This is a genomic window from Pseudonocardia sp. DxW (assembly GCF_058448985.1).
This window is the reverse complement of sequence record NZ_JBZFLK010000003.1, coordinates 394,460-409,173: the sequence shown is the minus strand read 5'-3', so window position 1 is coordinate 409,173 and position 14,714 is coordinate 394,460. Positions and strand designations below refer to the sequence as shown.

19 protein-coding genes are annotated in these 14,714 nt (G+C 75.1%); 3 read left to right on the top strand and 16 right to left on the bottom strand.

Going from position 1 to position 14,714, the window contains the following annotated elements; translation table 11 throughout:
* Positions 1 to 38: 38 nt before the first annotated feature.
* Entirely contained in the window at positions 39 to 683 is a 645-nt protein-coding gene (locus ACVJO7_RS07150) for a dihydrofolate reductase family protein (RefSeq protein ID WP_491672196.1), read from the bottom strand.
* A 148-nt stretch (positions 684 to 831) separates the two neighbouring features.
* Here ACVJO7_RS07150 and ACVJO7_RS07145 point away from each other — a divergent pair, with 148 nt between their 5' ends.
* Positions 832 to 960 (top strand): hypothetical protein, encoded by a 129-nt coding sequence (locus ACVJO7_RS07145; protein ID WP_491672195.1) that lies wholly within the window; start codon positions 832 to 834, stop codon positions 958 to 960.
* Positions 961 to 1,293: 333 nt separating this feature from the next.
* On the opposite strand, the gene ACVJO7_RS07140 is transcribed toward ACVJO7_RS07145, so the two are convergent.
* Positions 1,294 to 1,932, bottom strand: a complete 639-nt coding sequence (locus ACVJO7_RS07140) for a LysE family translocator (protein ID WP_491672194.1) — start codon at positions 1,930 to 1,932, stop codon at positions 1,294 to 1,296.
* Between the two features lie 106 nt (positions 1,933 to 2,038).
* Here ACVJO7_RS07140 and ACVJO7_RS07135 point away from each other — a divergent pair, with 106 nt between their 5' ends.
* On the top strand, positions 2,039 to 2,605 hold the full coding sequence (locus ACVJO7_RS07135; RefSeq protein WP_491672193.1) for a hypothetical protein: 567 nt from the start codon (positions 2,039 to 2,041) through the stop codon (positions 2,603 to 2,605).
* Positions 2,606 to 2,629: 24 nt separating this feature from the next.
* Here the strand turns inward: ACVJO7_RS07135 and ACVJO7_RS07130 are convergent, their stop codons facing one another.
* From ACVJO7_RS07130 to ACVJO7_RS07070, 13 genes are all read right to left on the bottom strand, one after another.
* Positions 2,630 to 3,634 (bottom strand): YdcF family protein, encoded by a 1,005-nt coding sequence (locus tag ACVJO7_RS07130; RefSeq protein WP_491672192.1) that lies wholly within the window; start codon positions 3,632 to 3,634, stop codon positions 2,630 to 2,632.
* 198 nt (positions 3,635 to 3,832) lie between these two features.
* Complete coding sequence (locus tag ACVJO7_RS07125) at positions 3,833 to 4,273, bottom strand: phosphotransferase (protein WP_491672191.1); 441 nt, start codon at positions 4,271 to 4,273, stop codon at positions 3,833 to 3,835.
* The gene (locus ACVJO7_RS07120; RefSeq protein WP_491672190.1) at positions 4,180 to 5,631 is read right to left on the bottom strand and encodes an HNH endonuclease signature motif containing protein; all 1,452 of its coding nucleotides are present in this window, start codon (positions 5,629 to 5,631) and stop codon (positions 4,180 to 4,182) included. The genes ACVJO7_RS07125 and ACVJO7_RS07120 overlap by 94 nt, the downstream gene beginning before the upstream one ends.
* A 48-nt stretch (positions 5,632 to 5,679) precedes the next feature.
* Positions 5,680 to 6,132 (bottom strand): GNAT family N-acetyltransferase, encoded by a 453-nt coding sequence (locus ACVJO7_RS07115; protein ID WP_344026935.1) that lies wholly within the window; start codon positions 6,130 to 6,132, stop codon positions 5,680 to 5,682.
* Positions 6,129 to 6,440 carry a transcriptional regulator gene (locus tag ACVJO7_RS07110; protein WP_344026937.1) on the bottom strand — a complete coding sequence of 104 codons (312 nt, stop codon included), beginning with the start codon at positions 6,438 to 6,440 and terminating at the stop codon, positions 6,129 to 6,131. Before ACVJO7_RS07110 ends, ACVJO7_RS07115 begins: the two co-directional genes overlap by 4 nt.
* Positions 6,433 to 6,903, bottom strand: a complete 471-nt coding sequence (locus ACVJO7_RS07105; RefSeq protein WP_491672189.1) for a hypothetical protein — start codon at positions 6,901 to 6,903, stop codon at positions 6,433 to 6,435. The genes ACVJO7_RS07110 and ACVJO7_RS07105 overlap by 8 nt, the downstream gene beginning before the upstream one ends.
* A gap of 25 nt (positions 6,904 to 6,928) precedes the next feature.
* Positions 6,929 to 7,318: a hypothetical protein gene (locus ACVJO7_RS07100; protein ID WP_491672188.1), complete on the bottom strand. Its 390-nt coding sequence runs from the start codon at positions 7,316 to 7,318 to the stop codon at positions 6,929 to 6,931.
* 34 nt (positions 7,319 to 7,352) lie between these two features.
* A complete protein-coding gene (locus ACVJO7_RS07095) occupies positions 7,353 to 9,026 on the bottom strand; it encodes a SulP family inorganic anion transporter (RefSeq protein WP_491672187.1) in 1,674 nt (557 codons plus the stop codon).
* On the bottom strand, positions 9,023 to 9,436 hold the full coding sequence (locus ACVJO7_RS07090; protein ID WP_344026945.1) for an ArsR/SmtB family transcription factor: 414 nt from the start codon (positions 9,434 to 9,436) through the stop codon (positions 9,023 to 9,025). The genes ACVJO7_RS07095 and ACVJO7_RS07090 overlap by 4 nt, the downstream gene beginning before the upstream one ends.
* A 49-nt stretch (positions 9,437 to 9,485) precedes the next feature.
* Complete coding sequence (locus tag ACVJO7_RS07085; protein WP_491672186.1) at positions 9,486 to 10,469, bottom strand: helix-turn-helix domain-containing protein; 984 nt, start codon at positions 10,467 to 10,469, stop codon at positions 9,486 to 9,488.
* An 86-nt stretch (positions 10,470 to 10,555) separates the two neighbouring features.
* Positions 10,556 to 10,888 carry a divalent-cation tolerance protein CutA gene (cutA, locus tag ACVJO7_RS07080; RefSeq protein ID WP_491672185.1) on the bottom strand — a complete coding sequence of 111 codons (333 nt, stop codon included), beginning with the start codon at positions 10,886 to 10,888 and terminating at the stop codon, positions 10,556 to 10,558.
* Between the two features lie 37 nt (positions 10,889 to 10,925).
* On the bottom strand, positions 10,926 to 11,888 hold the full coding sequence (locus ACVJO7_RS07075; protein ID WP_491672184.1) for an FAD-dependent oxidoreductase: 963 nt from the start codon (positions 11,886 to 11,888) through the stop codon (positions 10,926 to 10,928).
* Positions 11,889 to 11,893: 5 nt separating this feature from the next.
* Positions 11,894 to 12,526: a TenA family protein gene (locus ACVJO7_RS07070; protein ID WP_491672183.1), complete on the bottom strand. Its 633-nt coding sequence runs from the start codon at positions 12,524 to 12,526 to the stop codon at positions 11,894 to 11,896.
* Between the two features lie 75 nt (positions 12,527 to 12,601).
* Between ACVJO7_RS07070 and ACVJO7_RS07065 the strand changes: the two genes are divergently transcribed.
* Positions 12,602 to 13,387, top strand: coding sequence for a GntR family transcriptional regulator (locus ACVJO7_RS07065; protein ID WP_491672182.1), 786 nt, complete (start codon positions 12,602 to 12,604; stop codon positions 13,385 to 13,387).
* A gap of 23 nt (positions 13,388 to 13,410) precedes the next feature.
* Here the strand turns inward: ACVJO7_RS07065 and ACVJO7_RS07060 are convergent, their stop codons facing one another.
* The gene (locus ACVJO7_RS07060; RefSeq protein WP_491672219.1) at positions 13,411 to 14,712 is read right to left on the bottom strand and encodes an amidohydrolase; all 1,302 of its coding nucleotides are present in this window, start codon (positions 14,710 to 14,712) and stop codon (positions 13,411 to 13,413) included.
* Positions 14,713 to 14,714: the final 2 nt, after the last annotated feature.

Below are 14,714 nucleotides of genomic sequence, written 5' to 3'. Positions count from 1 at the left end.
GCGCGCACCCGGCCGATGTTCCGGGCCGCAGGTTCTCGTCAGCGCCGCCAGAACAGGTGGTGGACGACCCCACTCGGGCTGGGCACGACGTCGAGGTGGAAGCGGTCACGCAGCTCGTCGGGGGACTCCCAGAGCCGGGTCCCGGATCCGAGCGTCATCGGCGAGACCGCGACGTGCAGCGTGTCGACGAGGTCCGCGTCGAGGAACTGACGGACGACGGAGGCGCCGCCGCCGAGCCGGACGTCCTTGCCGCCCGCGGCCTGCCGTGCCCGTTCGAGTACCGCGGCCGGTTCCCCACCCACGAAGTGGAACGTCGTGTCGCCGAGGGCGAACGACGGACGATCGTGGTGGGTCAGCACGAACACCGGGGTGCGGAACGGCGGTTCGTCGCCCCACCAGCCGCGCCAGTCGAGATCTGACCAGGGGCCGCGCTGGGGACCGAACTTGTTGCGCCCCATGATCTCGGCGCCGATGTTGTGGGTGAAGTCGCGGGTCAGGTGATCGTCGATGCCGCGGCTCCCGGCCAGGTCCGTACGGCCGGGCCAGCTCGCCGTGGCGAACGCCCAGGCGAGCAGTTCGCCCGGGTCGGCATGGCCGAACGGTCGTTCCAGGCTCTGTCCCTCGCCGGCGCCGAAGCCGTCGGCCGAGACGGTGAAGTTCTGCACTCTGAGAAGCTGGGGCACACAGGGTGGACTCCCGGGAGCGCGCGAGCTCATCGCTCCCCGGTGGCCCGGCGCACCTACGCGTGGGCAGGCGGATGTGGAGATCCTCGGTGCCGACCTCGCCGCGCAGTGCCTGCGGTGCGGGCTGGTCGACGAGATCCTGGTGTAGGTGCTGCCGGCGCTGCTCGGTGACGGCGCCCGGTTCTCGGCGCCGGGCCTCGGTCCGGTCGAGCCGGAGCGGCTCGGGAGCAGCAGCGCGGGGCCGGTGACGATGCTCCGCTACTGGGTCCGGAGGTAGGCAGTGCCCGCGTGATCAGGCCGGGTCGCGCACCGCGGCCACGGCCTCGATCTCGACCAGCCGGTCGTCGTAGTCGAGCACGGTGACACCGAACAGGGTGCTCGGCGGGTCGTGCTCGCCGAACCGGTCCCGGACCGCCTCTCAGGCCGCGACGAGATCCGCCTGCCGGGACGAGGCGACCAGCACTCGGGTGCTGATCACGTCCTCGACGGCGGCGCCGGCCTCGGCGAGCGCGGTGCGCATCGTGTCGAAGGCGCCCCGGGCCTGACCGGCGTGGTCACCGCCGCGGCGGTGTTGCGTCGTACCCGTGTCGACCCGATTCCGGCCGGACCGTCAGCCGGGCCGGCCGGTCGCCGCGACGCCGATCCCCAGCCCGACGAGCATCAGGCCGCCCGCACCGCCGGTGGCCCGGAGCCGGCCCGGGGACCGGGCGAACCAGTCGCGGGCGGCCCCCGCGCCGAGTGCCCACCCGACGTCCACGATGGACCCCAGTGCGCAGAACAGCAGGCCGAGGACGAGCATCTGACCGGCCGTCCCGCCCCGGGCGGGATCGACGAACTGGGGCAGAACCGCCGCGAAGAAGACGATCGCCTTCGGGTTCGTGACCCCGACGACCAGCCCGTCCCGGAACGTGCGCCGTCGATCGGGACGGCCGGCACCGGGACCGGGCGGGTCCGGCACGCTGCCGCGGTGCCGCCACGCCTGCACACCGAGCATGATCAGGTACGCCGCCCCGGCGAACTTCAGCACGGTGAGTACGACGGCGGAGCGTTCGACGACCGCACCGATCCCGAGGGACACCAGCGCGACGATCACGAGGACACCGGCGAGGTTCCCGGCCGCCGTCACCAGGGCGGCACGACGCCCGAGCGCGACCGTCCGGCCAACGATGAACAGCACGCTCGGGCCCGGCATGACGACGAAGACGAGGCTCCCGAGCAGGAATGCGACCGTCGTCGCAGCGCTGAGCACGCCGGCGACGGTACGGATCGGGGCCGCCGTGTCTGCGGGTTTCCCGGTGCTGCCGGAGTAGCGTCCGCGCGCGTGGACGGCCCGGCCGGCCGGTGGGGGGACGCGGGTGCTCGATCCGAACTGGGTGTTCGTGAGCGCGGCCCTCGGGATGGTCGGCTGCGTCCGGTACGCGATCGCCACGCTCACCGGTTCGGCCCGGCCGAACCTCGTCACCTGGACGCTGTGGGCGGCCGCCCCGCTGATCGCGTTCGCCGCCCAGGCCGACGCGGGCGTCGGATTGCCCGCCGTGCTGACCCTGGCGGCCGGGGCCGGGCCGCTGCTGGTCGTCGTCGCCGGGCTGGGCACCCGGCACGAGCGGGTGGCGATCGGGGCGTTCGACGTCGCCTGCGGGACCGTCGCCGTCGTCGCGCTGGCGGTCTGGCTGGTGTTCGACGCGGCACCGCTCGCCGTGTTCGTCGCCGTCGGGGCCGACGCCGCGGCCGCCGCGCCGACGGTCCGCAAGGCGTGGCGGGATCCCGGCTCGGAGAACCTGCTGTTCTACGTCTTGGTCGGTCTGGGCGCGATCCTCACCTTGCTCACCGTGACCACCTGGGAGCCGGTGGCCTGGGCGTTCGCCGCCTACATGCTGGCGCTGTGCGGGCTGGTCGTCGCGGTGGTCGCACTGCGCCGGTGAGCCGGCGAGCCGGGGCGCAACGGCTCAGCGGAACGCGACCATCGTGCCGAGCCAGACGAGGGCGACCAGGACGACCAGGTTCACGATCCGGTGCTCGACCAGGATCGCGACGAACTCGCGGATGGTGGCGCTGGGCCAGTAGTAGGCGGCCGTCCGCGAGCCGACCACCTGGCCGTCGACGCCCGCCTTGCGGGTCATCAGCGCGGCGCGGAAGGTGTGGAAGTTGTTGGTGACGACGATGCACCGGTAGCCGGGCCGCCGCTCCGTCATGATCGCGTGGCTGTTCCCGAGGTTCTCCAGCGTCGTCATCGAGCGGTCCTCGCGCACCACCGAGTCCGCCGGGACACCGGCCGACAGCAGGTGGTCGGCCATCGCGTGCGCCTCGGGCACCGGTTCGTCCGGCCCCTGCCCGCCGGAGGTGACGATCAGCGGTGCGCCGCCCCGCTCGGTCTCGGCCCGCCACAGCGCGGCGGCTCGGTCCAGCCGGCTCGCGAGCAGCGGCGGTACCCGGCCGCCGATCAGCCGCGAGCCGAGCACCACGACGAAGTCGAAGCCGGGCCGCGGCCGGATCCGGCCGTACAGCCAGCTGTAGCCGAGGTAGCAGCAGAACAGGAACCCGAGGTAGGTGACGACGAGCAGCGCGGCGAGGGCGGCGGCCACACCCAGCGTGTTCTCCTCCAGGTACGCCCCGATCAGCGGCAGGAACGGGACGGGGAGGCAGGCCAGCCCGGCCAGCAGCGAGAGCAGGTTCCCGAGTCTGCGCCCCTCCCGCCGGACCATCACCAGGCCGTTGAGGATCAGGAAGATCGCGAGGACCAGCACGACCAGCGCCGGGGTGCCGAGCAGGATGAACTGGAAGAGGTCGAACGCGACCGGGCCCAGCCGGTACGCCTCCCCGATCAGCCCGAGCCCCACGCAGACCGCGGTGAGGCCGAGCAGCACGGCGTTGCGGAACCGGCGCCGGTCCCGGAGGACCCCGATCACGAACGCCAGGCCGAAGCAGGTGGCGACGATGTAGAAGACCCACATGCCGCTCAGCCGTCCCCGATGGCGGCCGTGGCGTGTGCCCGGCCGTGCGTACCGTCCATGTCCCACCCGTCCGTCGTCTGTGGACGCGGACGGTATCGAGACGCGGCGCTCCGGCCGGGCATCCCGGGCCGGTCCGCTCGGAGCGTGCCCCGTTCGATACCGCGGGCCGGACCCGGGCGGCGGCAGCCGGGCCGGTTGTCAGTCCGTGAGGGCGGCGAGCCAGCGGTGCGAGCGTCGCTCGATGTACATGGTGTTCCGGGCCCAGACGTCACCGTGCTCGGTGGCCCACAGCGATGCCCACGGTTCTCGGCCGGTCGCGGCACCGTCCGCGAGCAGGTCGGCCATCGCCCGTGCCCGCCGGGGGAGCAGCTGCACGAGCGCATGGCGGTCGCTCTCGGCGAGGCCGTACGCGTCCACCAGTACTCGTAACCGACGGTCGGTGTCGGGCCTGGTCCACTCGGGCGCGGCGGACAGCGGGACGAGACTGTGGACGGCGTAGGCGAGATCCCACAGCCGGGTACCGGGTGCGGCGGTGTCCCAGTCGATCAGCCCCCATCCGGCGGCCGGGTCCGCGACCAGGTTCCATGCGGCGAGATCGTGGTGGACCACGAGGTCGGCCCCGACGTCGGGGATGACCACCTGCCACCGTGCATCGCTCGGCCGCGGGCGTCGATCCCGAGCGGGCGCGGCACCTGGTGGAAGCCGACGTCGTGCAGGTGCGTGAGCAGGGCCCGGGGGCTGCCGCGTGGCCGCTGCCGCGGGTCGATCCACCGGGGCGGGATGAACTCGGGCAGCCCGTGCCGGATCCGGATGATCCATTCCGAGTGGTGCACCAGGCGGTGGTGGACCTTGCAGAGCATCACGCAGTTGTCCAGCGCGGTGGCGCCGCCGGTCTCCCACGGCACGATGTGGTGGACCTCGCACCAGGACGGCGGCCGGTCGCAGCCGGGATGGGCGCAGCCGCGGTCGCGGGCGGTGACGGCGCGGCGCAGCCCGTCCGGGACGCTGCGCCGGGTGCGGCCCACGTCGAGCGGCTGCCCCCGGCCGTTCATCACGATCGGGACGATGCCCGCGTCGCAGGCCAGCATCCGCAGGCTCTCCGGGGTGGTGGTCCCGCCGAAGTCGAGCACCGCGGCGCGGGCCCGGCGCTGCAGGTCGTCGAGCCCGATCAGCACGCTGACGACGGGCCGGCGGCCGCCGGTGTCGGGCACGGCGCCGCGATCGAGCGCGTGCCCGCAGATCTCCGCGAGGGCCTCGGCCCGGCGCTCCTCCGGGCGGCGCTCGTCGAGCGCGTCGCGCGGGGCGGCCAGCGCGTCGACGGCGGTGGCGATCGCGTCGAACAGGGCTGCGTCGTCGTACCGGCCGGTGATCCGGCCCCCGGCGCCGCCCCGGTGCGGCACGACCGCGAGGGTGTTGAGCTGCGGGGGTGGTGCGTCGTCGGGCTCGGGGCCGTCGTCGTCGAGTGCCTCGACCAGCCGGGTCGCCCAGGTGCGCAGCTCCGCCGGGTTGTGGACGGTGGCGTGCTCGGCGATCCGGGCCTCGGCCGCGGCGAGCCGCTCGGGATCGATCCGGCGGGCGGCGTGGCTGCCCAGCACGGTGGCGATCACGTGCACGTGCCCGAGCCCGATCCGCCCGTCGGCGAAGCGCTCGGCGGTGGCGGGCAGCGCGGCCGGGAGCACCGTGCCGTCGGCCGCGGTGCGGGGATGGACGTGCCCGGCGGCGACCGTGCGGCGGCGCGCCTGTGCGTGGTCCCAGTTCAGCAGGTCGGCGAGGGCGGGCTCGGGGGACCGGTAGCCGCGCTCGGCGAAGGTGCCCCGCCGGTCCAGGGTCGCGATGGTGGCGACGGCGGCCCGGTCGAGGCGGCGGGTCGTCTCCTCGCAGAGGATCAGCACCGACAGCAGGTCGCCGGCATCGGCGGCTGGATCGGCGGCGGACTCCAGCGCGGCGACCGCCTCGGTGAGGAGGCGGCGCACGGTACCGAGCCGGCCGGTGGGCATGCGTCCACTGTAGTCGAACTGATGTTCGAGCACAACCGTAGTCCCAGGTCAGAGCGACAGTTTGTACCCCAGGTGGCTCGCCTCGAACCCCAGCCGCTGGTAGAACCGGTGCGCCTCGGTCCGGCGGGCGTCCGAGGTCAGCTGCACCAGAGCGCACCCGCGGCGCCGGGCCTCGTCCACCGCCCAGCGCAGCAGCGTCTCGCCGAGCCCGGCGCCCCGGGCCGTCCCGGCGACCCGGACCCCCTCGATCTGCGCCCGCAGCGCACCCCGGCGGGACAGTCCGGGCAGCAGCGACAGCTGGAGCGTCCCGACGACCGCGCCGTCCCGTTCGGCGACGACCAGCAGCTCCGACGGGTCGGCGTCGACCGCCGCGAACGCGGCCAGGTAGGGCGCGAGATCGTCGGCGGACTCGCGGCCGGCGCCGATGCCGTCGTCGGCGAGCAGTGCCGCGACGGCCGCGACGTCGGCCTCGACGGCCCGGCGGATCACGGTGCCGGTCACGACCGCTCCCCGCCGGCGGCGATCTCGCGCAGCGCCAGGATGTGCGCGCTCACCTGCTCCCGGCCGTCCCCGGTCAGCCGGACCCAGGACTTGCGCGCGGACCCGGTCGGCTCCCGCCACGACTCGACCAGCCCGGCCGTGGCGAGCGCCTTGAGCTGCTTGGACAGCGCCGAGTCGGACAGGCCGACCCGGTCCCGCACGAACCCGAACTCGACCTCGCCAGCGGCGACCAGGGTGGCCGCGATCCGCAGCCGGGTCGGGTCCAGCAGCAGCGGGACGAGCCGGGTGTCCGGGCCCGGTTCAGGCATCCCGGCCCGCCCGCGGCAGCATCCTGGTGACGGCCAGGTACCCGGCCGGCCGGGACACCGCGAGCACCAGCCCGGCGACCGTGTTGGGCCGGGTCAGCCGGCTCCGCCGGATCAGGTGCACGGCGACCCGCTCGGCGGCGTACCAGCCCAGGCCGACGCCGGCGATCTTCCCCGCGAGGGCGGGCTGCGGGCCATCGCCCGGTGCGTACGGGTTGACCTGGCTCCCGCGCATCTCCAGCGCGGAGACCCCCAGCAGTGCCGCCTGGATCACGGCCGAGGCGACCATCCGCCGGCGCGGGCCGGTGATCTCGTCCTTGGCGGCGAAGTCGAGGAAGGTCAGGACGGACGTGGCGGCCAGCATGATCGGCACGTTCCGCCGGTGCGCGGTGTCGACGGCGCGACGGGCCGCGTTGACCTCGGCCACGGCCGCCGCGGCGTCCTCGGGTGTGGGTCGGGTGGGCACAGGACAGTGCTACCAGACTACTTTCCTATAAGGCAACTAGAATCCGGTCCGCGGTGCCGGTCGACCGAGGCGCGGGCCTGGTCGGCCAGGTCCCGCAGCCGGACGACCGTGCGCTGCGCCCGGGCGTCAGGGTCGCGAGGTCGGTGCCCTCCAGCAGCAGCTCGACGGCGTCGAGCACCCGGGACAGCTGCAGGCCGTAGCTGCCGACGTCGCCGAGCACCCGTCGTTCCAGGTCGGCGTCCCGGGAGTTCCAGTTGACGGTGACGAAGTCGCTGAACCAGCTGGTCGTGGGCCGGTAGTCCCAGCGCTTGAGGAAGTTCGCGAACGGGCCGAGCAGGTCGCCGAGCATCGGGAGCCCTCTCTGGTGCGGCACGGCCGCCGACCGGCGGCCACCGGTGATCGTCGCCCGCGGCACCGTCCGCCCTCGTCGGCCCGATTGACGATCCGCCTCAGCCGGCCGCCCCCGGCTCGGCCACCTCCGCCCCGGCCGAGCGCCGCACGTGCGACCGGGCGTGCGCGACGGCGTCGCCCAGATCGTCGATCAGGTGCGCCGGATGGCGCAGCGCGTCGATCGCACCGACCCGCCGCAGCATCGTCCGGTGATCCCCCTGCACGCCCTTGACCAGCACGGTCAGCCCGGACGCCTCCAGATCGCCGATCAGCTCGCCGAGCGCCCGGGCACCGGTGGCGTCCAGCATCCCGATCCGGGACAGCCGCAGGATCACCACCAGCACGCCGTCCTCGGCGGCGCGTTCGGTGACGGTGCCGAACACCCGCTCGGCAGCACCGAAGAACAGCGCGCCCTCCAGTCGGAACAGCGCGATCCGCTCGTCGCCCGGCTCGGCCGGTCCGGGCAGCGGCTCGCGGTGCACGTCGGTGGACCGCGCCACGTGCCGCAGCGCCAGGAACGCGGCCACCAGGATGCCGACCTGGATCGCCTGCACCAGGTCGAGCGCGACCGTGACCACCGCCGTCACCGTGAACGTCAGCGCCGCGCCGCGCCCGGCCCCGAGCACCGCCCGGACCGTCGCCGCCGGGATCATCCGGACGCTGGTCACCAGCAGCACCCCGGCGAGCGCGGCGAGCGGGATCGCCGACGCCGGCCCGGTCGCCAGGTAGAGCACCGCCAGGATCACCACGGCGTGCACGACGGCGGCCAGCCTGGTCCGCGCGCCGGATCGCACGTTCACCGCGGTGCGCGCGATCGCCCCGGTGGCCGGCATCCCGCCGAACAGCCCGCTCGCGACCGAGGCGAGCCCCTGGCCGACCAGCTCGCGGTCCGGATGGTGCGCGGTGCGCGTCATCGAGGTGGCGACCCGGGCCGAGAGCAGCGACTCGATCGCGGCCAGCGCGGCCACCGCGAGGGCCGCCCCGGCGAGCTCGCGCAGCACACCGGGATCGATCGCCGGGATCGACGGCAGCGGCAGCGAGTCCGGCAGCGCCCCGATCCGGGCGACCGGGGCGCCGGTGAGCTCGGCGATCAGGGTCACGACGGCGACCGCGACCAGGGACGCCGGGATCGCCGCGTGCAACCGCGGCAGCAGCACCATCGCGGCGGCGACCAGCGCGACCGTGCCGAGCGTCCACAGGGTGGGGGTGAGGTCGGCGGCGGTCAACGCCCGTCCGGCCGCGTCGACCGCGGTGACCAGCGTGTTGCCGCCGGGTTCGATCCGGACCGCGAGCAGGGCGGGCACCTGCTGCAGCGCGATGATGCAGGCGATGCCGAGGGTGAAGCCCTCCACCACCGGCCACGGCAGGACGGTCACCACCCGGCCCAGCCGGGCCAGGCCGGCGACGAGCACGAGCACCCCGGCGAGCACGGCGACCACGGCCACCGCCCCCGGGCCGTGCGCCGCGACGATCGGGGCGAGCACCACCGCCATCGCGCCGGTGGGCCCGGAGACCTGCACGTTCGAGCCGCCGAACACGGCCGCGACGATCCCGGCGACGACCGCGGTGACCAGACCGGCCGCCGGCCCGACCCCGGCGCTCGCGCCGAACGCCAGCGCGAGCGGCAGCGCGACGACGCCGACGGTCAGCCCGGCGGCCAGGTCGGCGCGCAGCGTGCGCGGGCGCAGGTCGTAGTCGGCACGGGCGGGCAGCAGTCCGCGCAGGCCGCTCACCGGCCGTGCTCGGCGGTCGCGTCGAGCAGGGTCTCCGGGGTCGCGCCCGGCAGCGGGGGCAGCGCCCGGGCGGCCTCCAGCCGGGCCTCGTCGCGGGTCAGGCTGGACAGCAGGAACGCCCGCGCGACGACCAGCAGCTCGGCGACCAGCGGTTCGGCCAGCCGGTAGTCGACCGCGTTGCCGGTCCGGGCCGAGGTGACCACGCCGGCCCGGCGCAGCACGGCGAGGTGCTGGGAGAGCTGGGACGCCTCGCAGCCGGTGATCTCCAGCAGCCGGGTGACCCCGACGCCGTCCGGGCCGGCCGCGGCGAGCTCCTCGAGCACCTGGATCCGGGCCGGGTGGGCCAGGCACTTGAACAGGTCGGCCTTGATCCGGTAGAGCGGTTCGGTGCTGCGCAGGCGTGCAGGCATTCGCTGTCAACCTCCTTGTTTGATGGAAATCTCAATCCATCAAACCGGGTCACGAGCGGGCCGTCTGCTCCGGGGTCTCGCCGAACTCGCGGGCGAAGGCGATCCGGAACCGTCCGAGGTGGGTGAAGCCCCAGCGGGCGGCGATCCGGGCGGGATCGGGCCGGTCGCCGTCGAGCAGGTCCCGGTGGGCGCCGTGCAGCCTGGTGTGCCAGAGCAGCAGCGCCGGATCGACGCCGGCCCGGTGCAGGCTCGCCAGCGCGGTGCGGGCCGGCATCCCGGTCAGTGCGGCGAGATCCGCCGGGCCGATCGGTACGTCCGCGTGCGCGCACAGGTAGTCGGCCACCCGGGAGACGACGCCCCGGTCCAGCCGGGGCACCGGCCGCCTGGCCCGCTCGGCCGCGCCGTCGAGCACGGTGTTCGGGAAGGTCGCCAGGAAGGTGACCGCGAGCCGGTGGAACGCGGCGTCCAGGACGACCGGGTTGTCGAGCAGCATCGGGTTGCCCAGCACCCGGTCGCGGACGTGCACGAGGGTGGCCTCCCACCACCGGGCCGCCGACTCGGACACCGGCCGCAGCCCGGTCAGCACGAACCGCTCGGCCGGGATCCCGTGCACCTGCTCGGCGAACTCGGCGACCCGGCGCGCGTCCAGCGCGGCGACGTCGAGATCGATGTCCTCGACGACGTCCCGGAACCGGCCCTGCACCGGCATCACCGCGACGTCCCCGGCGCCGAGCCGGATCGAGCCGTACGCCTCGGTGTCCCACCCCATCCGGCCGTCGCAGACGGTGTCCACCACGTACCGGTTCTCCACCGGGTCCACCTGGGCGTCGATCCCCAGGGTGACCCACAGCTGGCTCAGCTCCAGGCCGGGGACGACCAGGGTGTCGTGGCCCATCTCGAACGCGCGCCCGCTCTCGGCGGGGCGCACCGAGGTGGCCGCGTAGTGCTCGGCGGCGAACTGCTCCACGTCGGCGGGCTCGCTGGAGCGGAAGCTGATCCGGCCGACGCCGGTTCCGGGAACGCCATCGGCCACGTCGTCCTCCGTGCGGGTCGCCCGGGTGGGCGGTTTCCGGAACGTACCCCCGCCCGGCCCGGTGCGCGACCCGACCTGGCCCCTGGTCAGCGGGTCTGCGCGACCACCCACGACAGGTAGTCGGCGCTGCCGCCGGTGACCGGCGCGGCGATGATCTCGGGGACGTCGTAGGAGTGCCGTTCCCGCAGGTGGTCGGTGAGGGCGTCGACCCGGTCGGCGGCGGTCTTGACCTCCACCCGCCACTCCGCCTCGGTCTGCACCGCACCGTCCCAGCGGAACACGCTGGTGACCGGGCCGGCGACCTGCGCGCAGGCACCGAGCCGGGCCGCCACCGCGCCCGCCGCCAGGTCGCGTGCGGCCGCCTCGCTGTCGGTGGTGGTGGTCACGACGGTGCACACGGCGGCCCGGTTCTCACTCATGCCGGGCACCGTAGTGCGCAGGTTCTCCACATGTGGATCAGCTGTGGACAGCCGGCCCGGCCAGCGCCGCGACGTCGTCCGCGCAGCCCCAGGACAGCGTGATGCCGGACCCGCCGTGGCCGTAGTCGTGGACGACCCGCGGCCGGTCGGCGGTCGCCGGCTCGGCCTCCAGCCGGACCTCCGGGCGGGCCGGGCGCAGCCCGGCCACGTGCTCCAGCACCCGGGTCCCGCGCAGCGCGGGGGCGATGTCCGCGCAGCGTTCGACGATGGCCGCGCCGACCGCCGGATCGGGGGTGGCGTCCCAGGCGCCCTCGTCGAGGGTGCCGCCGAGGATGCAGTCGTGCTCGCGGGGGTGCACGTAGGCGCGGCCGGCCGGGTGCGCCTCGTCGCGCACCGACAGGACCAGCCCGGGATTCGGGACCCGGACGATCTGCCCGCGGACCGGGATCACCGAGGTGTCGCCGGCCAGGGTGCGCGCGCCGAGCCCGGCGCAGTGCACGACCAGGTCGGCGTCCGCACCGGCCTCGGTCAGCGACGCCACCCGGCGTCGTTCCAGCGTGACGCCCCGGCGCCGGGCCTCGCCGGCCAGCCACGGCAGGTACACCGGCATCTCGACCAGCGGCACCGCGAAGCGCAGGCCGTGCCGGTAGCCGGGCGGCAGCTCGTCCGGGCGCGCGGGGCGGACCGGCCCGACCGCGGTCGCCCACCACTGCGGCTCCGGCTCGTGCCGGTAGAGGGTCAGCGACTCGCGCATCACCACGCCGGGCACGCCGTCGGCGGCCTGCGCGGCCAGCGTGCCGAACGTGCGGCGGCCCCAGTCGAGCACCTTGTCCCGCGGCCCGGAGCGGGTCGGGAACCACACCGCGGCCGCCAGGTGCGAGGTGGACTCGTGCACCGCGACGTCGGACAGCACCCGGACCGACCAGCCCCGCTCGCGCAGCCGGACCGCACAGCTCAGCCCGGCGATCCCGGCACCGACGACGACGGCCCGGCCGGTCATGCGGGTCAGACCTCGTAGGCGGCGTCGAAGAAGGCCAGCTCCAGGTCGACCGCGCGGACGAACAGCGCGGCCACCCGGTCCCGCCGCTGCGGGTCGAGACCGTCGGCGACCCGGTCCAGCTCGGCGCGCAGGAACGCCACCCACTCCTCGAACTCGACGCCGCGGTGCAGCTCGATCCACTCCCGGCAGATCGCGTCGTCCGGGAGCGCGGTGCCGGGCCGCGACGCCCAGTCCAGGTACAGCCACTCGGCGACCACCAGCACGGCGAGCGTCTCCGGGTACCCGTCGGTGCGCGCGGAGTCCATCAGCTCCAGGAACCCGACGGTGGGCGCGGCCCGCACCGGCGTGCTGCTGCCGTCGAGCTCGCCCAGCGATCGTTCGAAGTAGTCGTTCTCCGGGCCGGCGACCAGCCCGAGCTGGCGGGCCAGCCGGACCCGGGGGACCGGCCGGTCGGCGTTCGCCACCGCCGCGCCGAGCAGCGCGACGAACGCGTCGACGAACTGGAGGTCCTGCTCCAGGTAGTGCCGCAGGACGGCGCGGTCCACCTTCCCGGTCCACAGCTCGTCGACGAAGCGGTGCCCGACCGCCGCGTCCCACACCGTCGTGCTCGACTCCCGCAGCTGCCCGCTGAACGACATGCCCCCACCGTAGGGCCCCGTCCGGGTCGGTCGCCTACGGTTGACCGATCATCGACCCGGAACGGGAGTGCGGACATGGCTGGGCGAGTGCTGGTCCGCGGCGACGGGACGCCGCTGTGGCAGCAGCTGCTGGCCGATCTCCGCAGGCGGCTGGAGGACGGCGAGTTCGCGGCGGCGCTGCCCGGCGAGTTCGCGCTCGCCGCCGAGTACGCGGTGAGCCGCTACACCGTCCGCGAGGCGCTGCGCCGGATGCGGGAGGACGGCGCCGTCGTCGCCAGCCGCGGCCGGGTCGCCCGCCCGGCCGGTCCGGCCGCGATCGAGCAGCCGCTCGACGAGCCGTACTCGCTCTATGTCGCCGTCGAGGCGGCCGGCCGGACGCAGCGCAGCGTGGTCCGGACGTTCGAGCTGCGGGCCGACGGCGTCGTCGCCGCCCGGATGGGGCTGGAGGAGTCCACCCCGCTGGTGCACCTGGAGCGGCTGCGCCTGGCCGACGCCGAGCCGCTCGCCGTCGACCGGGTGTGGCTGCCCGAGGACCTGGCCGCGCCGCTGCTGGACGTCGACTTCTCGCACACCGGTCTCTATCCCGAGTACCGGCGGCGCTGCGGGATCCGGGTGGACGGCGGCAGCGAGAACATCCGGGCGGTGATCCCCGGCCGCGGCGAGCAGGAGCTGCTGGGGATCGACGACGGCGTCGCCGCGCTGTCCATCGAGCGGCTCGGCCTGGCCGGCGGCCGGCCCGTCGAGTGGCGGCACACCCTCGTGCGCGGTGACCGGTTCTCGGTCACCGCGCAGTTCTCCGCCCGCGCCGGGTACCGGGTGGACCTCTCCGAGCCCGCGGCGGACCGCCTGGCCGGCCGGTAGCGGCCGGCCGGACCGGCCCGCGTTCAGCGCGGGGACAGCCAGGTCGACGTGGCCACCAGCAGCGCGGCGGCGGCCCGCTCCAGGGTCGGCTCCACCCCCGTCGGCACGAACTGCGGCGAGTGCCCGCCCGGCGCCAGCCCGGCCGCGACGGCGGGCTGCGGGCGCTCCGGCCCGTCCGGGTAGAGGTCCGGATCGAACCCGCCGAAGTTCCAGAACACCGACGGCACCCCGGCCGCCGTCCCGAAGCAGCCGAAGTCCTCGCTGCCCGGCTTGGCCGGCGTCGGGTGCACCTGGTCGGCCCCGAAGTGCTCGGTGAACGCGCCGACCAGCGCGGTGGTGGCGGTCTCGTCGTTGACCAGCAGCGGGAAGTCGTTGATCGGCGCGATCTCCGGGGTGCGCGGGGCGCCCGCGGCGGCCGCCTCGGCGTCGACGATCCGGTGGATCGCGGCCAGCACGGTCTCCCGGACGTCCGGATCGAAGGTGCGGACGTTGAGCTTCAGCTCGGCCCGGTCCGGGATCACGTTCTCCTTCGACCCGGCCCGGATCGCGCCGACCGTCACCACGGCCACGTCGGACGCGGCGATCTCCCGGGACACGATCGTCTGCAGGCGCAGCACGATCGACGCGGCGATCACGATCGGGTCGACGGTGGTCTGCGGTGCGGAGCCGTGCCCGCCGCGGCCGAACACGGTCACCCGCAGGCTGTCCGCCGCGGCCATGAACACCCCGGGCCGGGCGTAGAGGTGCCCGCGCGGAGCGGAGGTGATGTGCTGGCCGAGCGCGACGTCGTAGCGCGGGAACCGCTCGGCGAACCCGTCGTCGAGCATCGCCCGGGCGCCGGCGCCGATCTCCTCGGCGGGCTGGAACACCGCGAGCACGGTGCCCGACCAGCGGTCCCGGTGCGCGGCGAGCCGCTCGGCGGCGCCGAGCAGCGCGGTGACGTGCGTGTCGTGCCCGCAAGCGTGCATGACCGGCGTGGTCTCGCCGTCCGGGCCGGTGCCGGTGGCGGTGCTCCGGTACGGCACGGCGGCCGCCTCGGCGACCGGGAGGGCGTCCATGTCGGCGCGCAGCAGCACCGAGGTCCCGTCGCCGTTGCGCAGCACCCCGACGACGCCGGTGCCGCCGACCCCGGTCGTCACGTCGTAGCCCGCGGCGGTGAGCCGGTCGGCGACGATCCCGGCGGTCCGTTCCTCGGCGAACGACAGCTCCGGGTGTTCGTGCAGGTCCCGGTACAGCGCGGCCAGGTCGTCGATCCGGCCGGGCAGGCCGTCGGTGAGTGCCGCGGCCAGGCCGGCGGACGGGGTCGGGACGGCGGAAGCGGTCATCG

Coding starts and splice junctions, on each gene's coding strand:
- cutA (WP_491672185.1), bottom strand. CDS start 10,888: ATGAGTGAGAACCGGGCCGCCGTGTGCACCGTCGTGACCACCACCACC.
- ACVJO7_RS07070 (WP_491672183.1), bottom strand. CDS start 12,526: ATGTCGTTCAGCGGGCAGCTGCGGGAGTCGAGCACGACGGTGTGGGAC.
- ACVJO7_RS07130 (WP_491672192.1), bottom strand. CDS start 3,634: ATGTGGGTCTTCTACATCGTCGCCACCTGCTTCGGCCTGGCGTTCGTG.
- ACVJO7_RS07090 (WP_344026945.1), bottom strand. CDS start 9,436: ATGCCTGCACGCCTGCGCAGCACCGAACCGCTCTACCGGATCAAGGCC.
- ACVJO7_RS07065 (WP_491672182.1), top strand. CDS start 12,602: ATGGCTGGGCGAGTGCTGGTCCGCGGCGACGGGACGCCGCTGTGGCAG.
- ACVJO7_RS07075 (WP_491672184.1), bottom strand. CDS start 11,888: ATGACCGGCCGGGCCGTCGTCGTCGGTGCCGGGATCGCCGGGCTGAGC.
- ACVJO7_RS07120 (WP_491672190.1), bottom strand. CDS start 5,631: ATGCCCACCGGCCGGCTCGGTACCGTGCGCCGCCTCCTCACCGAGGCG.
- ACVJO7_RS07060 (WP_491672219.1), bottom strand. CDS start 14,712: ATGACCGCTTCCGCCGTCCCGACCCCGTCCGCCGGCCTGGCCGCGGCA.
- ACVJO7_RS07110 (WP_344026937.1), bottom strand. CDS start 6,440: ATGCCTGAACCGGGCCCGGACACCCGGCTCGTCCCGCTGCTGCTGGAC.